Here is a 17851-nt window from a genome sequence, read left to right as displayed (position 1 = left end):
CGTGGTGGGGTCGGGGGGGGGGGGGGCCCCCCCCCCCCCCGCGGCGGGCGGCGCCCCCCCCCCCCCCGGGGGGGGGGGGGGGGGGGGGCCCGCGCCCCCCCCCCCCCCCCCCCCCCCCCCCCCCCCCCCGGGGGGCTAGAAGCCCGCGGTGATGCGGGTGAACTCCCACTCGCTCTGGGAGATGCCGCTGCAGTGGGAGACGACTCCGCCGCCGGGGCAGGGCCGGTCGCGGTTGACCGACCAGTACGCCAGCCGGGTCAGGCCCTTGCTCCTGGCCCAGTCGCGGATCTGGGTCCAGGTGGCCGGTGTGGTGAGTTCCTGCTGGTCGGACAGGCCGTTCATGCCGGAGATGCCCATCTTGGCGTAGGCCTGGGCGTCGCTCCAGCCGAAGGCGTTCTTCAGCGCGGTCTTGAGGCCTTCGGCGGCGTTGACGGTGTCCTGGTAGATGTTGGAGCTGCCGAAGTCGAACGGCATGATCGTGTAGTTGTCGACGGGGACGCCGAGCGCCTTCGACTGGTTGATCAGGCGGATGCCGTGCGCGTTGGGGCCGGTCCTGGTGGTGCCGAAGGTGACGACGACCTTGACGCCGGGGTTGTTCTGCTTGACGATCTTGAGACCGTTGAGGATGCGGTCCTGGACGGTGTGGTTCTCGAACTCGTCGGTGTTCTCGATGTCGAAGTCGACGACCGCGGGGCCGACGGCGTTGATGACCTGCTGCACGGCGCCGGCGAAGGCCTGCGGGCTGGAGCAGTTGGGGCCCAGCTTGTTGCCCTGCCAGCCGCCGAAGGAGATCTGCACGCTGCCGCCGGCGGCCTTGATGGCCGAGATGGCCTGGGCGTCGGCGCCGCCCGTGAGCGGGCGCTGGCCGTCCCAGGCGGGGGTGCAGCCGCCGCTGGACAGGATGAAGGCCATGGTGAACGACTTGACTCCGGTGGCGCTCATCACCGTGGCGGGCGCGGGCGGGTTGCCCCAGCCCATGTAGAGGTAGGGGGCGCCGGGCATCCTGTCGCCTCCGCCGGTGCAGCCGCCGGTGGTGCCGGTCACGGAGGCGCTGGCGGGCGATTCACCGGCCGCGTTGTAGGCCTTGACCGTGTAGGTGTGCGTGGTGCAGGCGCCCAGCGAGCCGATCGTCGCGGTGGTGCCGCCGACGGTGGCCCGGACGGTGGCGCCCTCGTAGACCCGGTAGCCGGTGACGGTGCCGGTCGAGGCGCCCCAGGTCAGGCTGATCGAGGTGTTGGTGGCGCCGGTGACGCTGGGGGCGCCGGGGGCCGGGGGCGCTCCCGGGTCGCCGCCGCCGTTGACGGCCTTCCACAGGGCGGGCACGTTGGGCGGCTCCCAGCCGGTCAGGGAGGTGTGCGACTGGAGGCACTCGTAGTCCTGGCCGTTGTAGGTGACGCGGGTGCCGGCGGTGTAGGAGGTGTTGGGCTGCCACTGGGGGGCGGCGACCGTCACGGCGCCGTGCGCGGCGGCGGGGGCGGTCGTGGCCAGTCCGGTGGCCAGCAGGGCGAGGGCGGTCAGCAAGGCGAGGAACAGGCGACGGGGTGTCATGGCGTTTCCCTGAGGTCTGGGGGGTCGGGCTCTGCTCAAGGGGTGTGCCGTACGGCTCGCGCCGGGGGGTGAGAGCGCGAAGCCGTACGGCACGGTCACACCGCGGCTTCTTATAGGAAAGTTTCCTAAGAGTTGTCGCGATCGTAAGCCTTGACAGCCGGTCCTTACAAGACCCAAGGCAACGGGAATGTCACCTGCCGTCGGCGCCCGGAAGAGGCCCCACGGGGCGCCCCGCAGGGCGCCCCGTGGCGGCCGTCAGGGGGTGCGGGTGATGCGGACGTCGTCGATGCCCGCCTCCACCAGGGAGGCGCCGGACGCGTCGGCCGCGTCGACGACGATGCGGACCGTCTGGCCCGCGTGGGCGGAGATGTCCGCCGTGGTCACGGCCCAGGCGCCGTTGCGGTTGGTGGCCGCGCCGGACTGCTGGAGCACGGTCGTCGTGGTGCCGCCGACGACCCTGACCCGCAGATAGTCGGCGCTGGAGGAGTTGGAGCCGTGGGCGAGGTAGGCGGACAGGGACAGGGACAGCGTGCCCCCGGCGGGCAGCGTGATCGGCGGCGACTGCACCGAGGTGACGCCGCCGTCGACGTCGTGGACACCGGCCGAGGCCCCGGCGAGGCGGCCGGTCACCAGGTCGTTGCTGCCGCTGACCGTGGTGCCGAGCTGCTTGGCCCCCGACGAGCTGGTGGCCTCGGGGTCGCCGCGCTCCCACCGGCCCGCGGTGGCGGTGTCGGTGCCGCCCGGGTTGACGGTCCAGCCGGTGTCGGACTCGAAGGTGTCGGAGTAGACGGTCTGCGGCGGATTGCCGGTGCCGCAGTACTGCGCCTCCTTGCCGATGATCCGGTAGACGCAGTCGGAGTACTCCAGGAAGCGGAGCACCGCCTCCCGGTTGCGGGTGGTCTGCGGGACGATCTGCTCGTCCGGCGGGTAGAAGCCGGGGCTGGCGCCCCTCGGGTACATCTCGAAGGTGAAGCTGAAGATCTTGTGCGCGCCCCACAACCAGTCGTCGATGGTGCCGTCGGTGATGTACAGGTCGCTGGCCTGCTCGGGGGTGTAGTTGTTGGTGCCGGCCATGTTCTGGCCCAGGGTGGCGTGCGCGTCGCGGTCGTCCTGGGTCAGCCCGGGCGCGGTGTCGTTGTAGGTGTAGCCGTACGGCCACAGGATCAGCTCGCTGTAGGTGTGCCAGTCGATGTGCGCCTTGATCTGCTGCACGCCGCCGACGACACGGCCGCGCACCCAGTCGGCCACGGCCTTGACCTCGGGCGCCGACTCGGCGGACGGGCCGCGGTAGGTGTCGCTGGACGGTGAACCCGACGAGCCGCCGCAGCAGCCCCACTGGTAGGCCCAGTTGCGGTTCATGTCGGTGCCGACGGCCGAGGAGCCGCTGTTCGGCTGGCGGTTCTTGCGCCACGAACGGTAGGAGCCGGTCGCGATGTCGTACTCGCCGCCGTCCGGGTTGAGGTCCGGCATGATCCAGATCTCCCGGGTGTTCACCAGGTTGGTGATCCGGCTGTCGGTGCCGTAGTTGTCGGCGAGCAGGTGCATGATGTACAGCGCCATCTCGACCGTGAGATGCTCGCGGGCGTGCTGGTGGGCGGTGAAGAGCACCTCCGGCTCGGCCTCGTCGGTGCCGACGTTGTCGCTGATCTTCACGCCGACGAGCTGCCTGCCCTCGTGGGAGGTGCCGTAGACGAACTTGCTGGCGATGCTCGGCCGGGCGGCGACGAGCGCGTTGATGTTCGCGTTCATCTCCGCGTAGTTGTGGTAGCCGGAGTCCGATGGCGGGAAGTCAGCGATCCCGGCACCGGACGGGAGTAACGGGCGCGGCACCTCCGTGACCCGGTAGCCGAGCTTCGAGATGGCCGCGACCTCGGCTTCCGTGGCGGTGACCAGGACCGAGTCCTTCGCCACCTCGTCGATCGCCGCTCCGGTCGCGGCCACGGCACTGCGCTGCTTGGCGTCGGCGGGCCCCTGCACGCGATACTGCCGGTTGGGCGGCGGCTCGGCAGCGGCTCCGGCACCGGTCGCGCCGGTCAGGCAGACCAGTCCCAGGACGGCCAGCAGGATGACTAATCGGCGTTTCACCTGGTCCTCCTCAGGCGCGCGAGTCGGGGGGTGTGACACGCGCCTGAACCCGAGAGTGAAGACGAAGCCCGCCGCGGTGAAGGCCCAAATCCGCGGGCCGGGGCCCAGAAGTCGTCGGCGGTGCGGATGCGGGCGCGGTGGGCGCGTGCGGGGAGGCCGCGGTCAGACCACCGGTTTGCGCCCGCGGCCCCGCCGCGAGATAACGTGATATGTCGCCGCGTGTGGAGGTAGGGGCGTGTTCTTCGGCATCACCGACATCTGGACGTACGTCCTCGGGGCCTTCTTCATCATCCTGCTGCCCGGCCCGAACTCCCTCTACGTCCTCAGCCTGGCCGCCCAGCAGGGCGTCCGGCAGGGCTACCGGGCCGCGGCCGGCGTGTTCGCCGGCGACACGGTGCTGATGGCCCTGGCCGCCGCGGGCGCCGCCTCGCTGCTGCGCTCCAACCCGGTGCTGTTCACGATCGTGAAGTACGCGGGGGCCGGCTACCTCGCGTGGATCGGGCTCCAGATGATCCGGGGAGCGTGGCGCGCCTGGCGCGGCGCGGCCGCCCCGGCGGCCGTCGGGGCGGAGGCCGGCGTCGTGGAGACCCGCAGGTCCCGGCCGTTCCGCAAGGCGTTGATGATCAGCCTGCTCAACCCCAAGGCGATCCTGTTCTTCGTCTCGTTCTTCATCCAGTTCGTGGACCCCGGCTACGCCGCACCGGCGCTGTCGTTCCTCGTCCTGGGTGTGATCATCCAGGTGTTCAGCTTCCTCTACCTGACGGCGCTGATCTTCGGCGGGACGTTTCTGGCCAGGCAGTTCAGGGCGCGCCGCCGGTTGAGCGCGGGCCTCACCTCGGGCGTGGGCGCCCTGTTCGTGGGGTTCGGCGCCAAGCTGGCCACCGCCTCCCTGGGTGGGTGATCCCGACACCACCCGGATGGGTGGTGTCGGGACCGGAACGTGGCAAAGGACGCAGTGGCATCCGGAGCGCTCGGGTACGGTAAGCCACCGGCGCGGCCCCTCGGGTGCGCCGGGGTAAGCACGGACTGACCCCCGTACCGGCCGTCCGGCAGGCCTGACCACCCGCGACGCGGGTAGGGGCCTGCAGTCGACGGCCTGCCGGCCCACCTGCGGAGCAGCCTTGAACCATCCTGCGACCACCCTGCCACGCCTCACCTCCCTAGCCCGCCAGGCGATCCCCCGGCTGCTCGAAGGGGTGGTGGCGCCACTCGCGGTGTTCTACGCGGCGCTGGCGGTGCTGGGGTTGACCGGGGCGCTCGTCGCGGCCGTCTCCTGGGTCTACCTCGGAGTGGCCTGGCGGCTGGTCAGGGGCGTCCGGGTGCCGGCCACCATGTTCCTCGCGGCGATCGCGGTGACGGTCCGGGCGCTGGTGGGATTCTGGACGGGGAGCTGGGTGGTGTACTTCATCCAGCCGGAGCTCGGGACGATCTGCATCAGCATGGCCTTCCTCGCCTCGGTGCGGCTGAACCGGCCCCTCGTGCAGAAGCTGACGCTCGACTACATCCACCTGCCGTCGGCGGTGCTCAAGCACGAGCGGATGCGCCGGTTCTTCGCGCGGATCACCCTGCTGTGGGCCTTCGTGCTGCTGGCGAACTCCACGGTGAGCATCTGGCTCGCGCTGCACCAGTCGCTGGGCACGTTCATGCTGCTCCGGACGTCAGCCGTGGCCGTGATCAGCGGGTGCGCGATCGCCTTCTCGATCTTCGCGTTCAAGCGGGTGCTGGGCCGCCTGCACGTGGCCGCCGCCTGACCCGCCGGCCGCCCGGCGCGACCGCTCGGCCAGCAGGAACGCGCCGCACATCCCCATCACCAGGCCCGTCAGCGTCTCGAAGAGCTGCACCACGCCCACCAGGCCGGGCGAGTCGCCGCCGAGCGGCCCGCCGGTGACGGTGACGATCATCGCGTACAGGCCCCAGCCGAACATGGCGCCGGTGCCCAGCCACGCCACCACCAGCGGCTTCCAGAACGCCGCGCGGCCCGCGCCGGCGACCATGGCCGGCAGGGCGGCGCCCGCGCCGATGGCGAGCAGGCCCTTGACCCCGTCCAGGAACGCCGACGACGTCGAGTAGGCGTCGGCCACCCCGCCGGGCAGCCCGGCGGTGACGCCGAACGCCCAGGCGAGCCGGGTCCCGCCGACCAGCAGGGTCACCAGCAGCGCTCCCCTCGCCACCACGACCTGGAACGGGAGGGTGGCGGTGAGGGGCCGGTCGGCCACGGAGGCGGTGAGCACGTGCGGCCAGCGGTCGCGGGCGTAGAGGGCGAAGGAGACCATCAGGCCGACGCCCTGCACGACGAATCCGCTGTACACCACCATGAACACCCACGGCTGGATCGGTCCGGTGGCGGGCAGGATGTCAGCGCCTTCGACGAGCACGCTCAGCGGTGTCGTGACCACGATGACGGACAGCAGACCCATGCCGACCCACAGGGGCAGCAGCACGAGCCAGGCGGGCACGCGCATCCCCCACCGCATGGCGAAGGCCAGCGCCATGACCAGCCCCACGGCGTCCATGCCGAACGTCATCGCGTTGAGCGCGACCACGGTCGGGTCGTCCACGAACGCCTGGTCGAGACCGAGCGGGTTGCCGGCCATCCAGAGGATCTTGAGGGTGAGGTAGGGGAGCATGGCGGCGATCGCCACGATCGCCGCGGTGACGCGGCCGATGGACGGTGTCGTACGGGTCATGCGTCCAGGCTCGCCCGCCGGGCGCCGCGCACCCTCCCGCCCGCAGGGGAGCCGCCTCCCCCGGCCAGGGGAGAGGACCGCCCGTCATGGGAGTTCGGCGACCAGCTCGTAGCCGGCGCCGCGGGGGCCGGCGGCCAGCGTGCCGCCCGCCAGCCGGACGCGCTCGTCCAGGCCGGTGAGGCCGAGGCCGCCCGGCACGGCCGTGGGGCGGGATCGGGGCGGGCCGTTGCGCACGACGACCCGGTGCGGAGAGACGAGGACGGTGACCGGCGCGCCCGGCGCATGCTTGGCCGCGTTCGTCAGGCCCTCCTGCACCACCGCCCCGGCCAGCGCAGGCGGCGGGCCGGAGGGGTCACGGTGCAGCGTGACCGGCAGGCCGGAGGCGCGGGCCCGCTCGACGATGGCGGCCACGCCCTCCCCCGCCGGGGCCAGGGGCGGCCTGGCGTCGGCGTCGGTGTCGTCGCGGAGCAGGCCGATGATCTGGCGCAGACGCTCGGTGGCCTCGGCCGCCGCCACCCGCAGCTCCCCCGCCGCCTCGACCTGCCCGGGTGCCAGGCCCGGCGACATCTCCAATCCGGCCGCGCGGACGGCGATGAGGGCCAGGTCGTGGCCGAGCGAGTCGTGCATGTCGCGCGCGATCCTGGCCCGCTCCCGCAGCCTGGCCCGCGCCGCCGCCGACAGCCTCGCCTGCTCGCGCTGCTGCACGAGCCGGCGCCGCAGCAGGCCCAGCAGGTACGGCAGCACGTACGCGCCCAGCAGCCCGGTGGTCATGGTGATCCACAGGCCGAGGCCGCCGCCCCGCGCCACCACCAGGACCACGCCCGCGAGCGCGAGCGGCGCGAACGCCGCCGCCGGCGGCCGGGTGTCCGCCATGCGCCGTCCCGTCAGGTAGGCGTACCAGCCGACGAACAGCGTCACCGGCTGGATCGGGAGGATCTTCACCTGGGGCAGGGGCTCCGGCCAGACGAGCGTGGACGTGGCGAGCCCCTGGTCGAACGACCACGGCCCGAACGGCGCCAGCAGCAGCACCGCGGCAAGCGGCCACGGCCTGCCGACCAGCACGGCCACCCCGCCGAGGACGAGCAACGGCCCGGTCCGCACCGCGAATCGCGCCGCGTCGGTGAGCGGGTCGATCCCCATGGCGGCGATCACCGCCGCGAGCAGGATCCACAGCAGGAGGTCACGGACCCACTGGGCGCGGGTCCGGCGGCGCAGGTGCTTCACGGGGGCGACGTTACCCGGCGCACCGGACGGCATGGCCCTGCCGGTCGTAGGGGCGTCCCCCTGACGAAAGTGAGGTCGGCGCGGGTGCACGCCCGGCCGGTAGGGCGAGGGCCCGCAGCGGGGTGGGGCTGGCACCACCGCGAAAGCGGATACGTGCCCTGCTGTCTCGCGCGGCTCCGGCCGGTTGGATCGGAGTGTGGTTCATCGACGGCCGCGGTTTCGGCCCCTACGAAAGTCGGGGGTGGTGCGTACCGATCGTCCGATGCGCCATGACCTGCGGAGTTCCTACGGTCCTGGGGTACGGGCCCTGACCTTTCTCGGGGCAGGGTCCGCGTTCGATCCGGGGGTTTCCCCGATATCCAACGCCGCCTCACGCCACCAGGCTTCGAGGTGTCCCCACGATCGGAGTACACGTATGTCCCACGCCATCCTCGACCTGGTGCACCAGGCGATGTCGTCACCCTGGCTATACGTGGCGATCTTCGCGCTCGCGGTCCTCGACGGATTCTTCCCGATCGTGCCCGCCGAGACGTCGGTCATCACCGCCGGGGTCTTCGCCGCGTCCGGGAACACGAACCTGGCCCTGGTGATCCTGGTCGCCGCGGTCGGCGCGTTCGCCGGGGACCACATCTCGTACCTGATCGGCAACAAGTCGGGGGGCCGGCTGCGCGAGCGCAAGGCGTTCGTGTGGGCCCGAGGGGCGCTGGCCGAGCGGGGCGGGCTGGTGCTCGTGGTGGCCCGCTACATCCCCGGCGGGCGCACCGCGACCACGCTGACCATGGGCGCGGTGCGCTACCCGCTGCGCTCCTTCACCTTCTTCGACGCGATCGCCGCCTCCTCGTGGGCGGTGTACTCCGGGCTGATCGGGTTCTTCGGCGGGATGGCGTTCGAGAACGACCCCGTCAAGGGGCTGCTGCTCGGCCTCGGCATCGCGGTCTCCGTCACCGGGCTCGTCGAGCTGGTGCGCTGGATCAGGAAGCGGCGCGCCACCAAGGCTTCCACCGACCGACTTCCGGTGGACACGTCCGTTTGACCCTGCCCGGTGACCATCCCTGTGAGAGGAGACGGCATGACTGTGCTGGCCGCGGCCGTGGCGCTGCTCGGTTCGCTGTTCTTCGCGGTCGGCGCCGCCCTGCAGCAGTTCGAGGCGGTGGGCGCCGACCGGCCCCGCCTGCGGGTGCTGCTGCGCCGGCCGCGCTGGCTGCTCGGCGGCGCGGCCATCCTGGTGGGCGGCGGCGTGCACGTCGTCGCCCTCGGGCTCGGGCCGCTGGCCGTCGTGCAGCCCATGGGGGTGGCCAGCCTGCTGTTCGCCCTGCCCATCGCGGCCACGCTGCACGGCCGCCGGCCGTCGCGCCGCGAGCTGGCCGCCGCCGTCGTGGTGGCGACGGGGCTCGTCGGGCTGGTGCTGCTGGTGCCGGAGTCCGACGGGCCGGCCCGGCTGGAGCCCGGCGGGGTGCTGACGTTGCTCGGCGTCTCCGGAGCGGCGGCGGTGCTGCTGTGGGCGGGCTCGCGGATGGCGTCTCCCGCGGGCCGGGCGGCACTGCTCGCCACCAGCTCCGGCGTGCTCTACGGGTCCACCGCCACCCTCGTCCGGGTGCTGGTGGACGGCGCCTGGAACTGGTGGTACCTGCTGGCGCTGCCGGTGCCCGCCGTCCTCGCGCTGATGATGCTGCAGCGGGCCTACGCCGTCGGCCACTTCGGCGTGTCGTTCGCCTCGTTGCAGATCGCCGACCCGCTCACGGCGGTGGCGTTCGGCGCGCTGCTGCTCGGCGAGCCGCTGCCCACCGGCGTCGTGCCGGTGGCGGCGGCGGCGCTGGCGGCCGCGGGGACCATCGCCCTGGCCCGGACCACCCCGCTGGAGGCCCGCCCCTGACCTGATCGCCGTCCCCTGCCCATCCCCCGCCCCGCTGCCCCGCCCGTCCCGTCACCGCTCCGGCCCTCCCCACGCCGGTGCCTCGTCCCACCTGCGAAACGGAGTCTCCCCATGGCCGTACCGCTGCACCGCACCACCGCAGAACCCGCCGCCCTCAGCCCCGTGGCCACGCCGCCCCGCCGCATCCTGATCTCCACCGACACCTACCCGCCGGATGTGAACGGCACCGCCTACTTCACCCACCGCCTCGCCACCGGCCTGGCCGAGCGCGGCAACGACGTGCACGTCGTCTGCCAGTCGGACACCGGGCCGGCCTGCGCCGACGTGGTCGACGGCGTCGTCGTGCACCGGCTGCGCTCCGCCCCGATCCTGCTCCACCCGACCATGCGGGTGACCGTCCCGACCCGGCTCGACCGGCTGATGGCCGCCATCGACCCGGACGTGCTGCACACCCAGGGCCACTTCGTCGTCGGCCGGGCCGCGATCGCCGCCGCCCGCCGCCGCGGGGTGCCCGTGGTCGCCACCAACCACTTCATGCCCGACAACCTCTTCCAGTTCGGCCACGTCCCCGCACAGCTGCGGGCCAGGGCGGGCCGGCTCGCCTGGCGCGACTTCGCGCGGATCTACGACCGCGCCGACCGCATCACCACGCCGACGCCGCTGGCCGCCACGCTGCTGGGTGACCAGGGGTTCCGCCGTGACGTCGAGCCGGTGTCCTGCGGCATCGACCTGGCGAGGTTCCGCCCGCACACCGAGCCGAAGCAGTGGGCGCGCAAACTGTTCGGCCTGCCGGACCGGCCCACCATCCTGTTCGTCGGCCGCCTGGACGAGGAGAAGCGGCTGACGGAGCTCGTCCGCGCCCTGCCGTACGTGCTCAACATCACCGACGCGCAGGTCGCGCTCGTCGGGCGGGGCAACCAGCGGGCCGCGCTGGAAAGGCTGGCCCGGCGCATCGGCGTGGCCGAGCGGGTGTCGTTCCTGGGGTTCGTGCCCGACGAGGAGATGCCGCAGACGTTCGCCGCGGCCGACGTGTTCGCCATGCCGGGCGTCGCCGAGCTGCAGAGCATCGCCACGCTGGAGGCGATGGCCAGCGGCCTGCCCGTGGTGGCGGCCGACGCGATGGCGCTGCCGCACCTCGTGGACGGCAACGGCTACCTGTTCGAGCCGGGCGACGTGATCGGGCTGGCCCGGCACCTGACCGCCGTCCTGACCGACGACACGTTGCGCGCCCGCCTCGGCCGGGTCAGCCGCGAACTGGCGATGACGCACGACCACCAGAACTCCCTCGCCCGTTTCGAGCAGATCTATGACGAGGTGACGCGATGACGGTCCACGACACCGTTCCGGGGCGGCCCGCCCACGTCGCCCGCCACGTGCCGGCCCCGGTCACCGGCCGGGTCGCCGTGCCGGTCGGCGGCACGCTGCTGGCGGCCGGCGCGTTCGGCTACGCCCAGGTGGCGCTGCCGGAGCAGCCGCTGCTCAGCGACTACGCGCTGGTGCCCGGCGGCATGCTGCCGGTGCTGACCGGCCTGCTGGCCCTCGCCGGGGCGTGCCTGTGGCTGGCGTACGGGCTGGCGGTGCGCGAGCCCGCCCGCACCGCCGCCACCCGGGTGCTGCTGGTGGCCGCGGCCGCCGGCCTCCTCCTGTGCGCCGTCTTCCCCACCGATCCGGGCATCTCCCAGCTCAGCACGGTGGCCGGGGAGATCCACCGGTGGGCCGCCGCCGTCGTCCTCACCGCGCTGCCCCTGGCGGGGTGGACGCTGGCCAGGCGGGACACGTCCCCGGCGTGGGCCACCACGCTCCGGGCCATGAGCGTGACGTCCGCGCTGGCGCTGGCCTGCTTCCTGCTCGCGCACCCCGCGTCGGTCACCTCGGCGCCGATCGACGGCGTCGCCTTCTACGGCCTGTTCCAGCGCGGCGTGGTGCTGGCCGAGATCGCCCTGGTCGCCGTCATGGCGACGGCGGTCGGTGGGCGCCGGGCCGCCACGACGCCGCGGTCTCCCCGCTCCCACGCTTCCGCCGCGGGCCCCGCCGAGGCCGGGGCGCGGTCCCGGCGGCTGGCCGCCTGACACGCTTCGCCGCCCGTCGAAACGATCCCGGCCTAGCGTCGTGCCATGACCGATCCCGCGAACCCGGACGCCGTGACCTTCCGCGACCTGCACCGCCCCGGCGACCCGTTCCTGCTGCCCAACGCCTGGGACTACGGCTCCGCCGCCCTGCTGGCCGCCCACGGCTTCCCCGCGATCGGCACCACCAGCCTCGGCGTGGCCGCCGTGCACGGCAGGCCCGACGCCGCCGGCGCCACCCGGGCCGAGACGATCGAGCTGGCCGCGACCGTCCGAGACCTCGGCGTCCTGGTGACCGTGGACATCGAAGGCGGTTTCAGCGACGACCCGGCCGAGGTGTCGGACCTCGTCGCGGCCCTCGCCGCGCTGGGCGCCGTCGGCGTCAACCTGGAGGACGGCCGCCCCGACGGCACCCTGCGGCCGATCGCGCTGCAGCAGCGGATCATCGAGGCCGCGCTCGGCCACGGCGTGTTCGTCAACGCCCGGACCGACACCTGCTGGCTGCGGACCGGTGACACGCTGGAGCGCGTCCGCGCCTACGGGCACGCCGACGGCGTGTTCGTCCCCGGCCTGACCGGACTGCGCGCGATCGAGGCGGTGGCGGCGAGCACCCCGCTGCCGCTCAACGTGCTCCACCAGCCGGACGGCCCCGCCCTGGACCGGCTCGCTGCGGCGGGCGTGGCCAGGGTCAGCACCGGGTCGCTGCCCTACCGGGCCGCGCTGCGCGGGGCGCTGGCGGCCGTGCTGGCCGTCCGGGGTGACGCGGCCCCGGTGCCGCTGCCCACGTACGGGCAGGTCGCCGCGATGCTGCCGCGCCCCTGATAATCGGGGTATGCGCTTCGAGATCCTCGGCCCCACCCGTGTCGTGGGCCAGGACGGGGAGCAGGTCCCCCTCGGCGGCCCCCGGATGCGGGGCCTGCTCACGCTGCTGGCCCTCGACGTGGGCCGCGTCGTCCGCTCCGACGTGCTGGTCGACGGCCTGTACGGCGAGCAGCCGCCCGACGGCGTGGCCAACGCGCTGCAGGCGCAGGTGTCTCGGCTGCGCAGGGCGCTGGGCCGCGACCGGATCGAGTTCCACCCCGCCGGCTACCTGCTGGCCGCCGACCCCGACGACGTGGACGCCCGCCGGTTCGAGCGGCTCGCCGGCGAGGGCGGGCACGCGCTGCGCGCGGGCGACGCCCGGCTGGCCGCCGCGCTGCTGCGGGAGGCGCTTTCGCTGTGGCGCGGCGCGGCGCTGGCCGACGCCCCGTTCGCGGTGGCCGCGGCGGCGGGGCTGGAGGAGCGGCGGCTGGCGGCCACCGAGGACCGGGTCCAAGCCGACCTGGAGCTCGGCCGCCATCGCGAGCTGGTGGCGGAGCTGCGGCAGCTCACCGCCGTCCACCCGCTGCGCGAGCGGCCGCGGATCCAGCTCATGCGCGCCCTGTACGGCAGCGGCCGGCAGGCGGAGGCGCTCGGCGCGTACGAGGAGGCCCGGCGGGTCCTCGACGAGGAGCTGGGCCTGGCCCCCGGTCCCGAGCTGTCGGCTGCCCACCTGGCCGTGCTGCGCGGCGACCCGGCCCTGGGCCCGGCCGCCCCCGCGGTCCCGGCGGGCCCGGCTGTCCCGGCGGAGGCGACGGAGCCGCCACGGCTCAGGACGGGGGTGCGGGCGCAGCTCACCAGCTTCGTGGGGCGCGACGAGGAGCTGGACCAGGTCGCCGCCCACCTGCGGCAGGCGCGGCTCGTCACGCTGCTCGGAGCCGGTGGCGCGGGCAAGACCCGGCTCGCTTCGGAGGCGGCCGCGCGCGAGCCCGGCGACGTGTGCTTCGTTCCGCTCGCGCCCCTGTCGGGCGGCGGCGACGTGCCGGCGGCCGTGCTGGCGGCGCTCGGCATCCGCGAGAGCCTGCTGTCCGGCCCCGACCGGCCGCCGCTCGACCCGGCCGCCCGGCTGGTGACCGCCCTCGCCGACCGTGACCTGCTGCTGGTCCTCGACAACTGCGAGCACGTGGTGACGCCGGCCGCCGAGCTGGCCGACCTGCTGCTGGCCGCCTGCCCGCGGCTGCGGGTGCTGGCGACCAGCCGCGAGGCGCTGGGCATCACCGGCGAGCGGCTGCTGCCGGTGTCGCCGCTGCGGCTGCCGCCGGCCGACGCGCCGAACCCGCTCGACTATCCGGCCGTCCGGCTGTTCGCCGAGCGGGCGGCCGCGGTCCGGCCGGGGTTCGCGGTGGAGGCCGGCAACGCGGCGCAGGTCGTGGCCGTCTGCCGGGCGCTCGACGGGCTGCCGCTGGCCATCGAGCTGGCCGCCGCCCGGCTGCGCACGCTGACGTTGGCCGACGTGGCGGCACGGCTGGACGACCGGTTCCGGCTGCTGACCAAGGGCAGCCGCACGGCGCTGCCCCGGCACCAGACGCTGCGCGCGGTCGTGGCGTGGAGCTGGGACCTGCTCGACGCGGACGAGCAGCGGCTGGCCAGGCGGCTGACCGTCTTCGCCGGCGGTGCCACGCCCGGTGCCGCCGAGCGGGTGTGCGGGCTGCCGGAGGAGGTGCTGTTCGGGCTGGCGGACAAGTCGCTGGTCGAGGTCGTCGGCGGCCGCTACCGGATGCTGGAGACGATCAAGGCGTTCTGCGCCGAACGGCTGGCCGAGGCGGGCGAGAGCGAGGCGCTGCACGAGGCGCACGCCGCCTACTGCCTCGACCTGGTCATGACCGCCGACCCGCATCTGCGCCGGGCGGAGCAGTTGGAGTGGCTCGCCCTTCTCGACCAGGAGGACGACGACCTCGACGCGGCCCTGCGGTGGGCGACCGGGTCGGGCCGGACGGAGCTCGGCATGCGGCTGCTCGCCCACGCCGCCTGCTACTGGTGGATGCGGGGCCACCGGATGACGCGGGCCGCGCTCGCGCGGGCCCTGCTGGCCGGATCGCCCATCGGCGCGCCCGCCGGGCTGGAGGAGGAGTACGCGACCTGCGTGCTCGTCGCGGCGTGGGGCGGTGAGCCGAGCCCGGAGCTGCGGGCCCGCCTGGCGCAGCTGCAGCGGCTGTATCCGATCGGGCACCTGCCGGCGCGGCTGGAGTTCCTGTCGATCCTGCTGCCGTCGTTCATGGGGCCGCCGGGTGACGCTCAGCAGGTCTGGGAGTTGCAGGCCCGCCTCGGCGGCACGCTGCCCGCCTGGCCCGAGGCGCTCAGCCAGTCCGGCATCGCGTTCCTGCTACAGGCCATGGGCCGGTTCGAGGAGGCGCGGGCCGGGTTCGAACAGTCGCTGGCGTCGTTCGGAAAGCTGGGCGAGCGGTGGGGCACCACGCTCACGCTGACGATGCTGGGCACGCTGGCCTTCGACCAGGGCCGCTTCGCCGAGGCCTACGAGCTGGCCGGGCGGTCGTTCGCGGTGGCCGAGGAGCTGGGGTCGGTGCCCGACATGGCGGAGAGCCTGTGCAGCCGGGGCGACGCCCGGGCCCGCCTCGACGACTTGGCGGGGGCCGAGGCCGACTACACGCTCGCCGCCGGGCTGGCCCGTCAGGTGGGTCACGGCGAGGCGATGGCGCGGGCGCACACCGGGCTGGGCGAGGTGGCGATGCGGCGCGGCGACGCCGGCACGGCCCGCGCGCGGCTGGAGCAGGCGCTGGCGGAGTGCCCCGACGGCTGGTACAGCGCCCAGGACATCCGCAGCCGCGTCCTCGCCGATCTGCGCGCCCTGGACGACGAGCCGCGGCCCTGCCGGGACGACCGGCCACTGCCCGGCCGGGACGACCGGCCGGGCGGGACGGTCAGCGCACGGTAGGCGGGCGGTCAGCGGCGCCGTCGAGGGTGGCGGCATGACGAAACGATGGGCCTCCCTGGCGATCGCCTGCCTGGCGACCCTGCTCCTCTCCCTCGACCTGACCGTCCTGCACCTGGCGCTGCCCCGGCTGGTCGGCGATCTCGGCGCCGACGCCACCCAGCTGCTGTGGATCGGCGACGTGTACGGCTTCGCGCTGGCGGGCCTGCTCGTGACCATGGGCAACGTCGGCGACCGCATCGGCCGTAAACGGCTGCTGCTCATCGGGACCGTCGCGTTCGGCGCCGCCTCGGCGCTGACCGCGTACGCGCCCACCCCCGAGCTGCTGATCGCGGCGCGGGCGCTGCTCGGCGTAGCCGGCGCGACGATCATGCCGTCGACCCTGTCGATCATCCGTAACGTCTTCACCGACGCGGGCGAGCGCACCGCCGCGATCGGCATCTGGAGCGGGATGAGCGCCGCCGGGTTCGCCGTCGGCCCCGTGGTCGGGGGCCTGCTGCTCGACCACTTCTGGTGGGGGTCGGTGTTCCTCATCAATTTGCCGATCATGGCGGTGGTGTTCGTCGCCGGCCTGCTGGTGCTGCCGGAGTCACGCAACCCGGACGCCGGCCGGATCGACCTGCTCAGCGTGGTGCTGTCGTTCACCGGCGTGGTGGCGGTCATCTACGCGGTCAAGGAGGCGGCCCACAAGGGCGTCGAGCAGGTGGACGTGCCGGTGGCGGCCGTGCTCGGGGTGGCCTGCCTGGCCTGGTTCGGCCTGCGGCAGGTCAGGCTGGCCGAACCGCTGATCGACGTGCGGCTGTTCCGGCGGCGGGCGTTCAGCGCCTCCATCGGCACGAATCTGCTGGCCATCTTCACCATGATGGCCATGTCGCTGATCTTCGCCTGGTACTTCCAGCTCGTCCTGGGCTGGTCGCCGCTGCAGGCGGGGCTGGCGGGCCTGCCGGGCGGGCTGAGCGGCGCGGTCGGCGGGATCCTGGCGGGCCGCCTCATCGGGCCGCTCGGCCGCAACGGCGTCGTGGCGCTGGGCCTGCTGATGAACGCCGCGGCGTTCCTCGTCTACAGCTCGCTCGGGCAGGACCCCAGCTACCTGGTGATCCTGGCGGCGATGACGGTGGGTGGCATGGGGATCGGGCTCGCGTTCACCGTCAACAACGACAACGTGCTGGCCACCGTCCCGAAGGAGCGCGCCGGGGCGGCGGCCGCGGTGTCGGAGACGTCGTTCGAGCTGGGCGGGGCGCTCGGCATCGCGGTTCTCGGCACGGTGCTCAACAGCGCCTACAGGTCCGGGCTGCGGCTTCCGGCCGGGATACCGGACGGGGCGGCGCGGGAGTCGCTCGCGGGGGCGATGGAGGTGGCCGCGGCCCTGCCGCAGGAGCAGGCGGCCGTGCTGGTCCAGGCGGCGCGGGCGGCCTTCATGGACGGGGTGCACGTGACGGGGCTCGTCACCGCGGGGATGCTGGCGGTGACGGCTGGGCTCGCGCTGGTCGGGCTGCGGGGCGTGCCCAAGGTCATCCCCGAGGAGGTCCTCGCCCGCGCGCACTCGTGACCGGGCCCGTCCCGCACGCGGAACAGGCACTCACGCGACGGGCAGGTCCGCACGCGACGGGCAGGTCTTCACGCGACGGGCAGGTCTTCACGCGGCGGGCAGGTCTTCACGCGGCGGGCAGGTCTTCACGCGGCGGGCAGGTCTTCACGCGGCGGGCAGGTCTTCACGCGGCGGGGCGGGCGGCGCAGGGGCGGGCGCTGAGCGGGGCGAGGCCGTCCAGGCGGCTGCCGATCAGCCGGGCCAGCCCCTCGATGGCCTGGATGCCCTGCCCCTCCCCGGCCTGCCGGTCGGTCTGCACCGACAGCAGCAGGTCCCGGCCCGGCCCGGTGATCCGGCCATAGCTGGTGACCGCCCACGTGTTGTGGACGAACGGCCGCGGCGTCCAGCCGTTCTTCAGCGCCACCCGGTCGCCGGGCCGGGCGGCTGCGCTGACGCCCCACGCCTGCTCCGGCAGCACCCGGCCCATGAGGCCGAGCACGAGGCGGCGGTCGGCGGCGCTCAGCCCGGCACCGCCCCTGGCCAGCACGGTGAGCAGCCTGATCCGGTCGGCCGGGCTGGTGGTGGTGCCGCCCCAGAACCGGCTCGGCCCCGGCGTGGTCTCCCGCATCCCCGCCCGGCGGTAGAGGGCGCTCATGCCGCCGCCGGCGCCGACCCGCCGCCACAGCGTGTCGGCGGCCGCGTTGTCGCTCTCGCGGACCATGCGGGACGCCAGCTCCCGCTCGCCCGGCTCCAGGCCGGTACGGCGCAGCAGCAGCAGCCTGGCCAGGATGTCCACCTTGGCGCCGCTGGCCGTGATGATGTCGTCGTCGTGCTCGCCGCGGCCCAGCCGGACGCCGGTCACCAGGTCGTGCGCGCCGAAGACGATCCGGCCGGGCCGGCCGGCCAGGTAGCGGTCGATGTCCCGGAGCAGCCGGGTGCGGGCGGCCCGGCCGGCGCGCGGGTCGGCGACCTTCAGCACGCAGGGCGCCACCGTGGCCGGGGGCCGGGCGGACGTCACCGGTGAGGGCGGGCCCACGGCCCGCTCGGTGCCGCATCCCGCCAGGCAGCCGGACCCCAGCACGAGCCCCACGC

14 protein-coding genes are annotated in these 17851 nt (G+C 74.3%); 9 read left to right on the top strand and 5 right to left on the bottom strand.

Annotated features, from left to right (window positions below; all coding sequences use genetic code 11):
• Positions 1-135: 135 nt before the first annotated feature.
• Both ACGF0J_RS36135 and ACGF0J_RS36130 read right to left on the bottom strand, forming a co-directional pair.
• Entirely contained in the window at positions 136-1548 is a 1413-nt protein-coding gene (locus ACGF0J_RS36135) for a carbohydrate-binding protein (protein ID WP_393153456.1), read from the bottom strand.
• A 255-nt stretch (positions 1549-1803) separates the two neighbouring features.
• Positions 1804-3633 (bottom strand): M14 family zinc carboxypeptidase, encoded by a 1830-nt coding sequence (locus tag ACGF0J_RS36130; RefSeq protein ID WP_393153454.1) that lies wholly within the window; start codon positions 3631-3633, stop codon positions 1804-1806.
• A 235-nt stretch (positions 3634-3868) separates the two neighbouring features.
• On the opposite strand from ACGF0J_RS36130, the gene leuE reads away from it, so the two are divergent.
• The gene (leuE, locus tag ACGF0J_RS36125; RefSeq protein WP_393153452.1) at positions 3869-4534 is read left to right on the top strand and encodes a leucine efflux protein LeuE; all 666 of its coding nucleotides are present in this window, start codon (positions 3869-3871) and stop codon (positions 4532-4534) included.
• A 220-nt stretch (positions 4535-4754) separates the two neighbouring features.
• Positions 4755-5384 (top strand): VC0807 family protein, encoded by a 630-nt coding sequence (locus tag ACGF0J_RS36120; protein ID WP_393153450.1) that lies wholly within the window; start codon positions 4755-4757, stop codon positions 5382-5384.
• On the opposite strand, the gene ACGF0J_RS36115 is transcribed toward ACGF0J_RS36120, so the two are convergent.
• Positions 5292-6320 carry a hypothetical protein gene (locus tag ACGF0J_RS36115; RefSeq protein ID WP_393153448.1) on the bottom strand — a complete coding sequence of 343 codons (1029 nt, stop codon included), beginning with the start codon at positions 6318-6320 and terminating at the stop codon, positions 5292-5294. The two genes, ACGF0J_RS36120 and ACGF0J_RS36115, sit on opposite strands and share 93 nt — an antisense overlap.
• A gap of 84 nt (positions 6321-6404) precedes the next feature.
• A complete protein-coding gene (locus ACGF0J_RS36110) occupies positions 6405-7544 on the bottom strand; it encodes a sensor histidine kinase (protein WP_393153446.1) in 1140 nt (379 codons plus the stop codon).
• Positions 7545-7959: 415 nt separating this feature from the next.
• On the opposite strand from ACGF0J_RS36110, the gene ACGF0J_RS36105 reads away from it, so the two are divergent.
• The 7 genes from ACGF0J_RS36105 (at position 7960) to ACGF0J_RS36075 (ending at position 16780) form a co-directional block, all read left to right on the top strand.
• Entirely contained in the window at positions 7960-8577 is a 618-nt protein-coding gene (locus ACGF0J_RS36105) for a DedA family protein (RefSeq protein WP_393153444.1), read from the top strand.
• 36 nt (positions 8578-8613) lie between these two features.
• The gene (locus ACGF0J_RS36100) at positions 8614-9417 is read left to right on the top strand and encodes a DMT family transporter (RefSeq protein ID WP_393153442.1); all 804 of its coding nucleotides are present in this window, start codon (positions 8614-8616) and stop codon (positions 9415-9417) included.
• A 111-nt stretch (positions 9418-9528) separates the two neighbouring features.
• Positions 9529-10743, top strand: coding sequence for a glycosyltransferase (locus ACGF0J_RS36095; RefSeq protein ID WP_393153440.1), 1215 nt, complete (start codon positions 9529-9531; stop codon positions 10741-10743).
• On the top strand, positions 10740-11486 hold the full coding sequence (locus tag ACGF0J_RS36090) for a DUF998 domain-containing protein (RefSeq protein WP_393153438.1): 747 nt from the start codon (positions 10740-10742) through the stop codon (positions 11484-11486). The genes ACGF0J_RS36095 and ACGF0J_RS36090 overlap by 4 nt, the downstream gene beginning before the upstream one ends.
• Before the next feature lie 45 nt (positions 11487-11531).
• A complete protein-coding gene (locus tag ACGF0J_RS36085; RefSeq protein ID WP_393153436.1) occupies positions 11532-12305 on the top strand; it encodes an isocitrate lyase/phosphoenolpyruvate mutase family protein in 774 nt (257 codons plus the stop codon).
• Positions 12306-12315: 10 nt separating this feature from the next.
• Positions 12316-15234 carry a BTAD domain-containing putative transcriptional regulator gene (locus tag ACGF0J_RS36080; RefSeq protein ID WP_393153434.1) on the top strand — a complete coding sequence of 973 codons (2919 nt, stop codon included), beginning with the start codon at positions 12316-12318 and terminating at the stop codon, positions 15232-15234.
• A 34-nt stretch (positions 15235-15268) separates the two neighbouring features.
• A complete protein-coding gene (locus tag ACGF0J_RS36075; RefSeq protein ID WP_393153432.1) occupies positions 15269-16780 on the top strand; it encodes an MFS transporter in 1512 nt (503 codons plus the stop codon).
• A gap of 163 nt (positions 16781-16943) precedes the next feature.
• Here ACGF0J_RS36075 and ACGF0J_RS36070 read toward each other — a convergent pair whose 3' ends face one another.
• Positions 16944-17849 (bottom strand): serine hydrolase, encoded by a 906-nt coding sequence (locus tag ACGF0J_RS36070; protein WP_393153430.1) that lies wholly within the window; start codon positions 17847-17849, stop codon positions 16944-16946.
• Positions 17850-17851: the final 2 nt, after the last annotated feature.

The sequence above is a fragment of the Nonomuraea sp. NPDC047897 genome (assembly GCF_043204415.1).
In the GTDB taxonomy this organism is placed as follows: Bacteria; Actinomycetota; Actinomycetes; order Streptosporangiales; family Streptosporangiaceae; genus Nonomuraea.
Note: the sequence above shows the minus strand (reverse complement) of the source record. Positions and strands in the feature narration are given on the sequence as shown.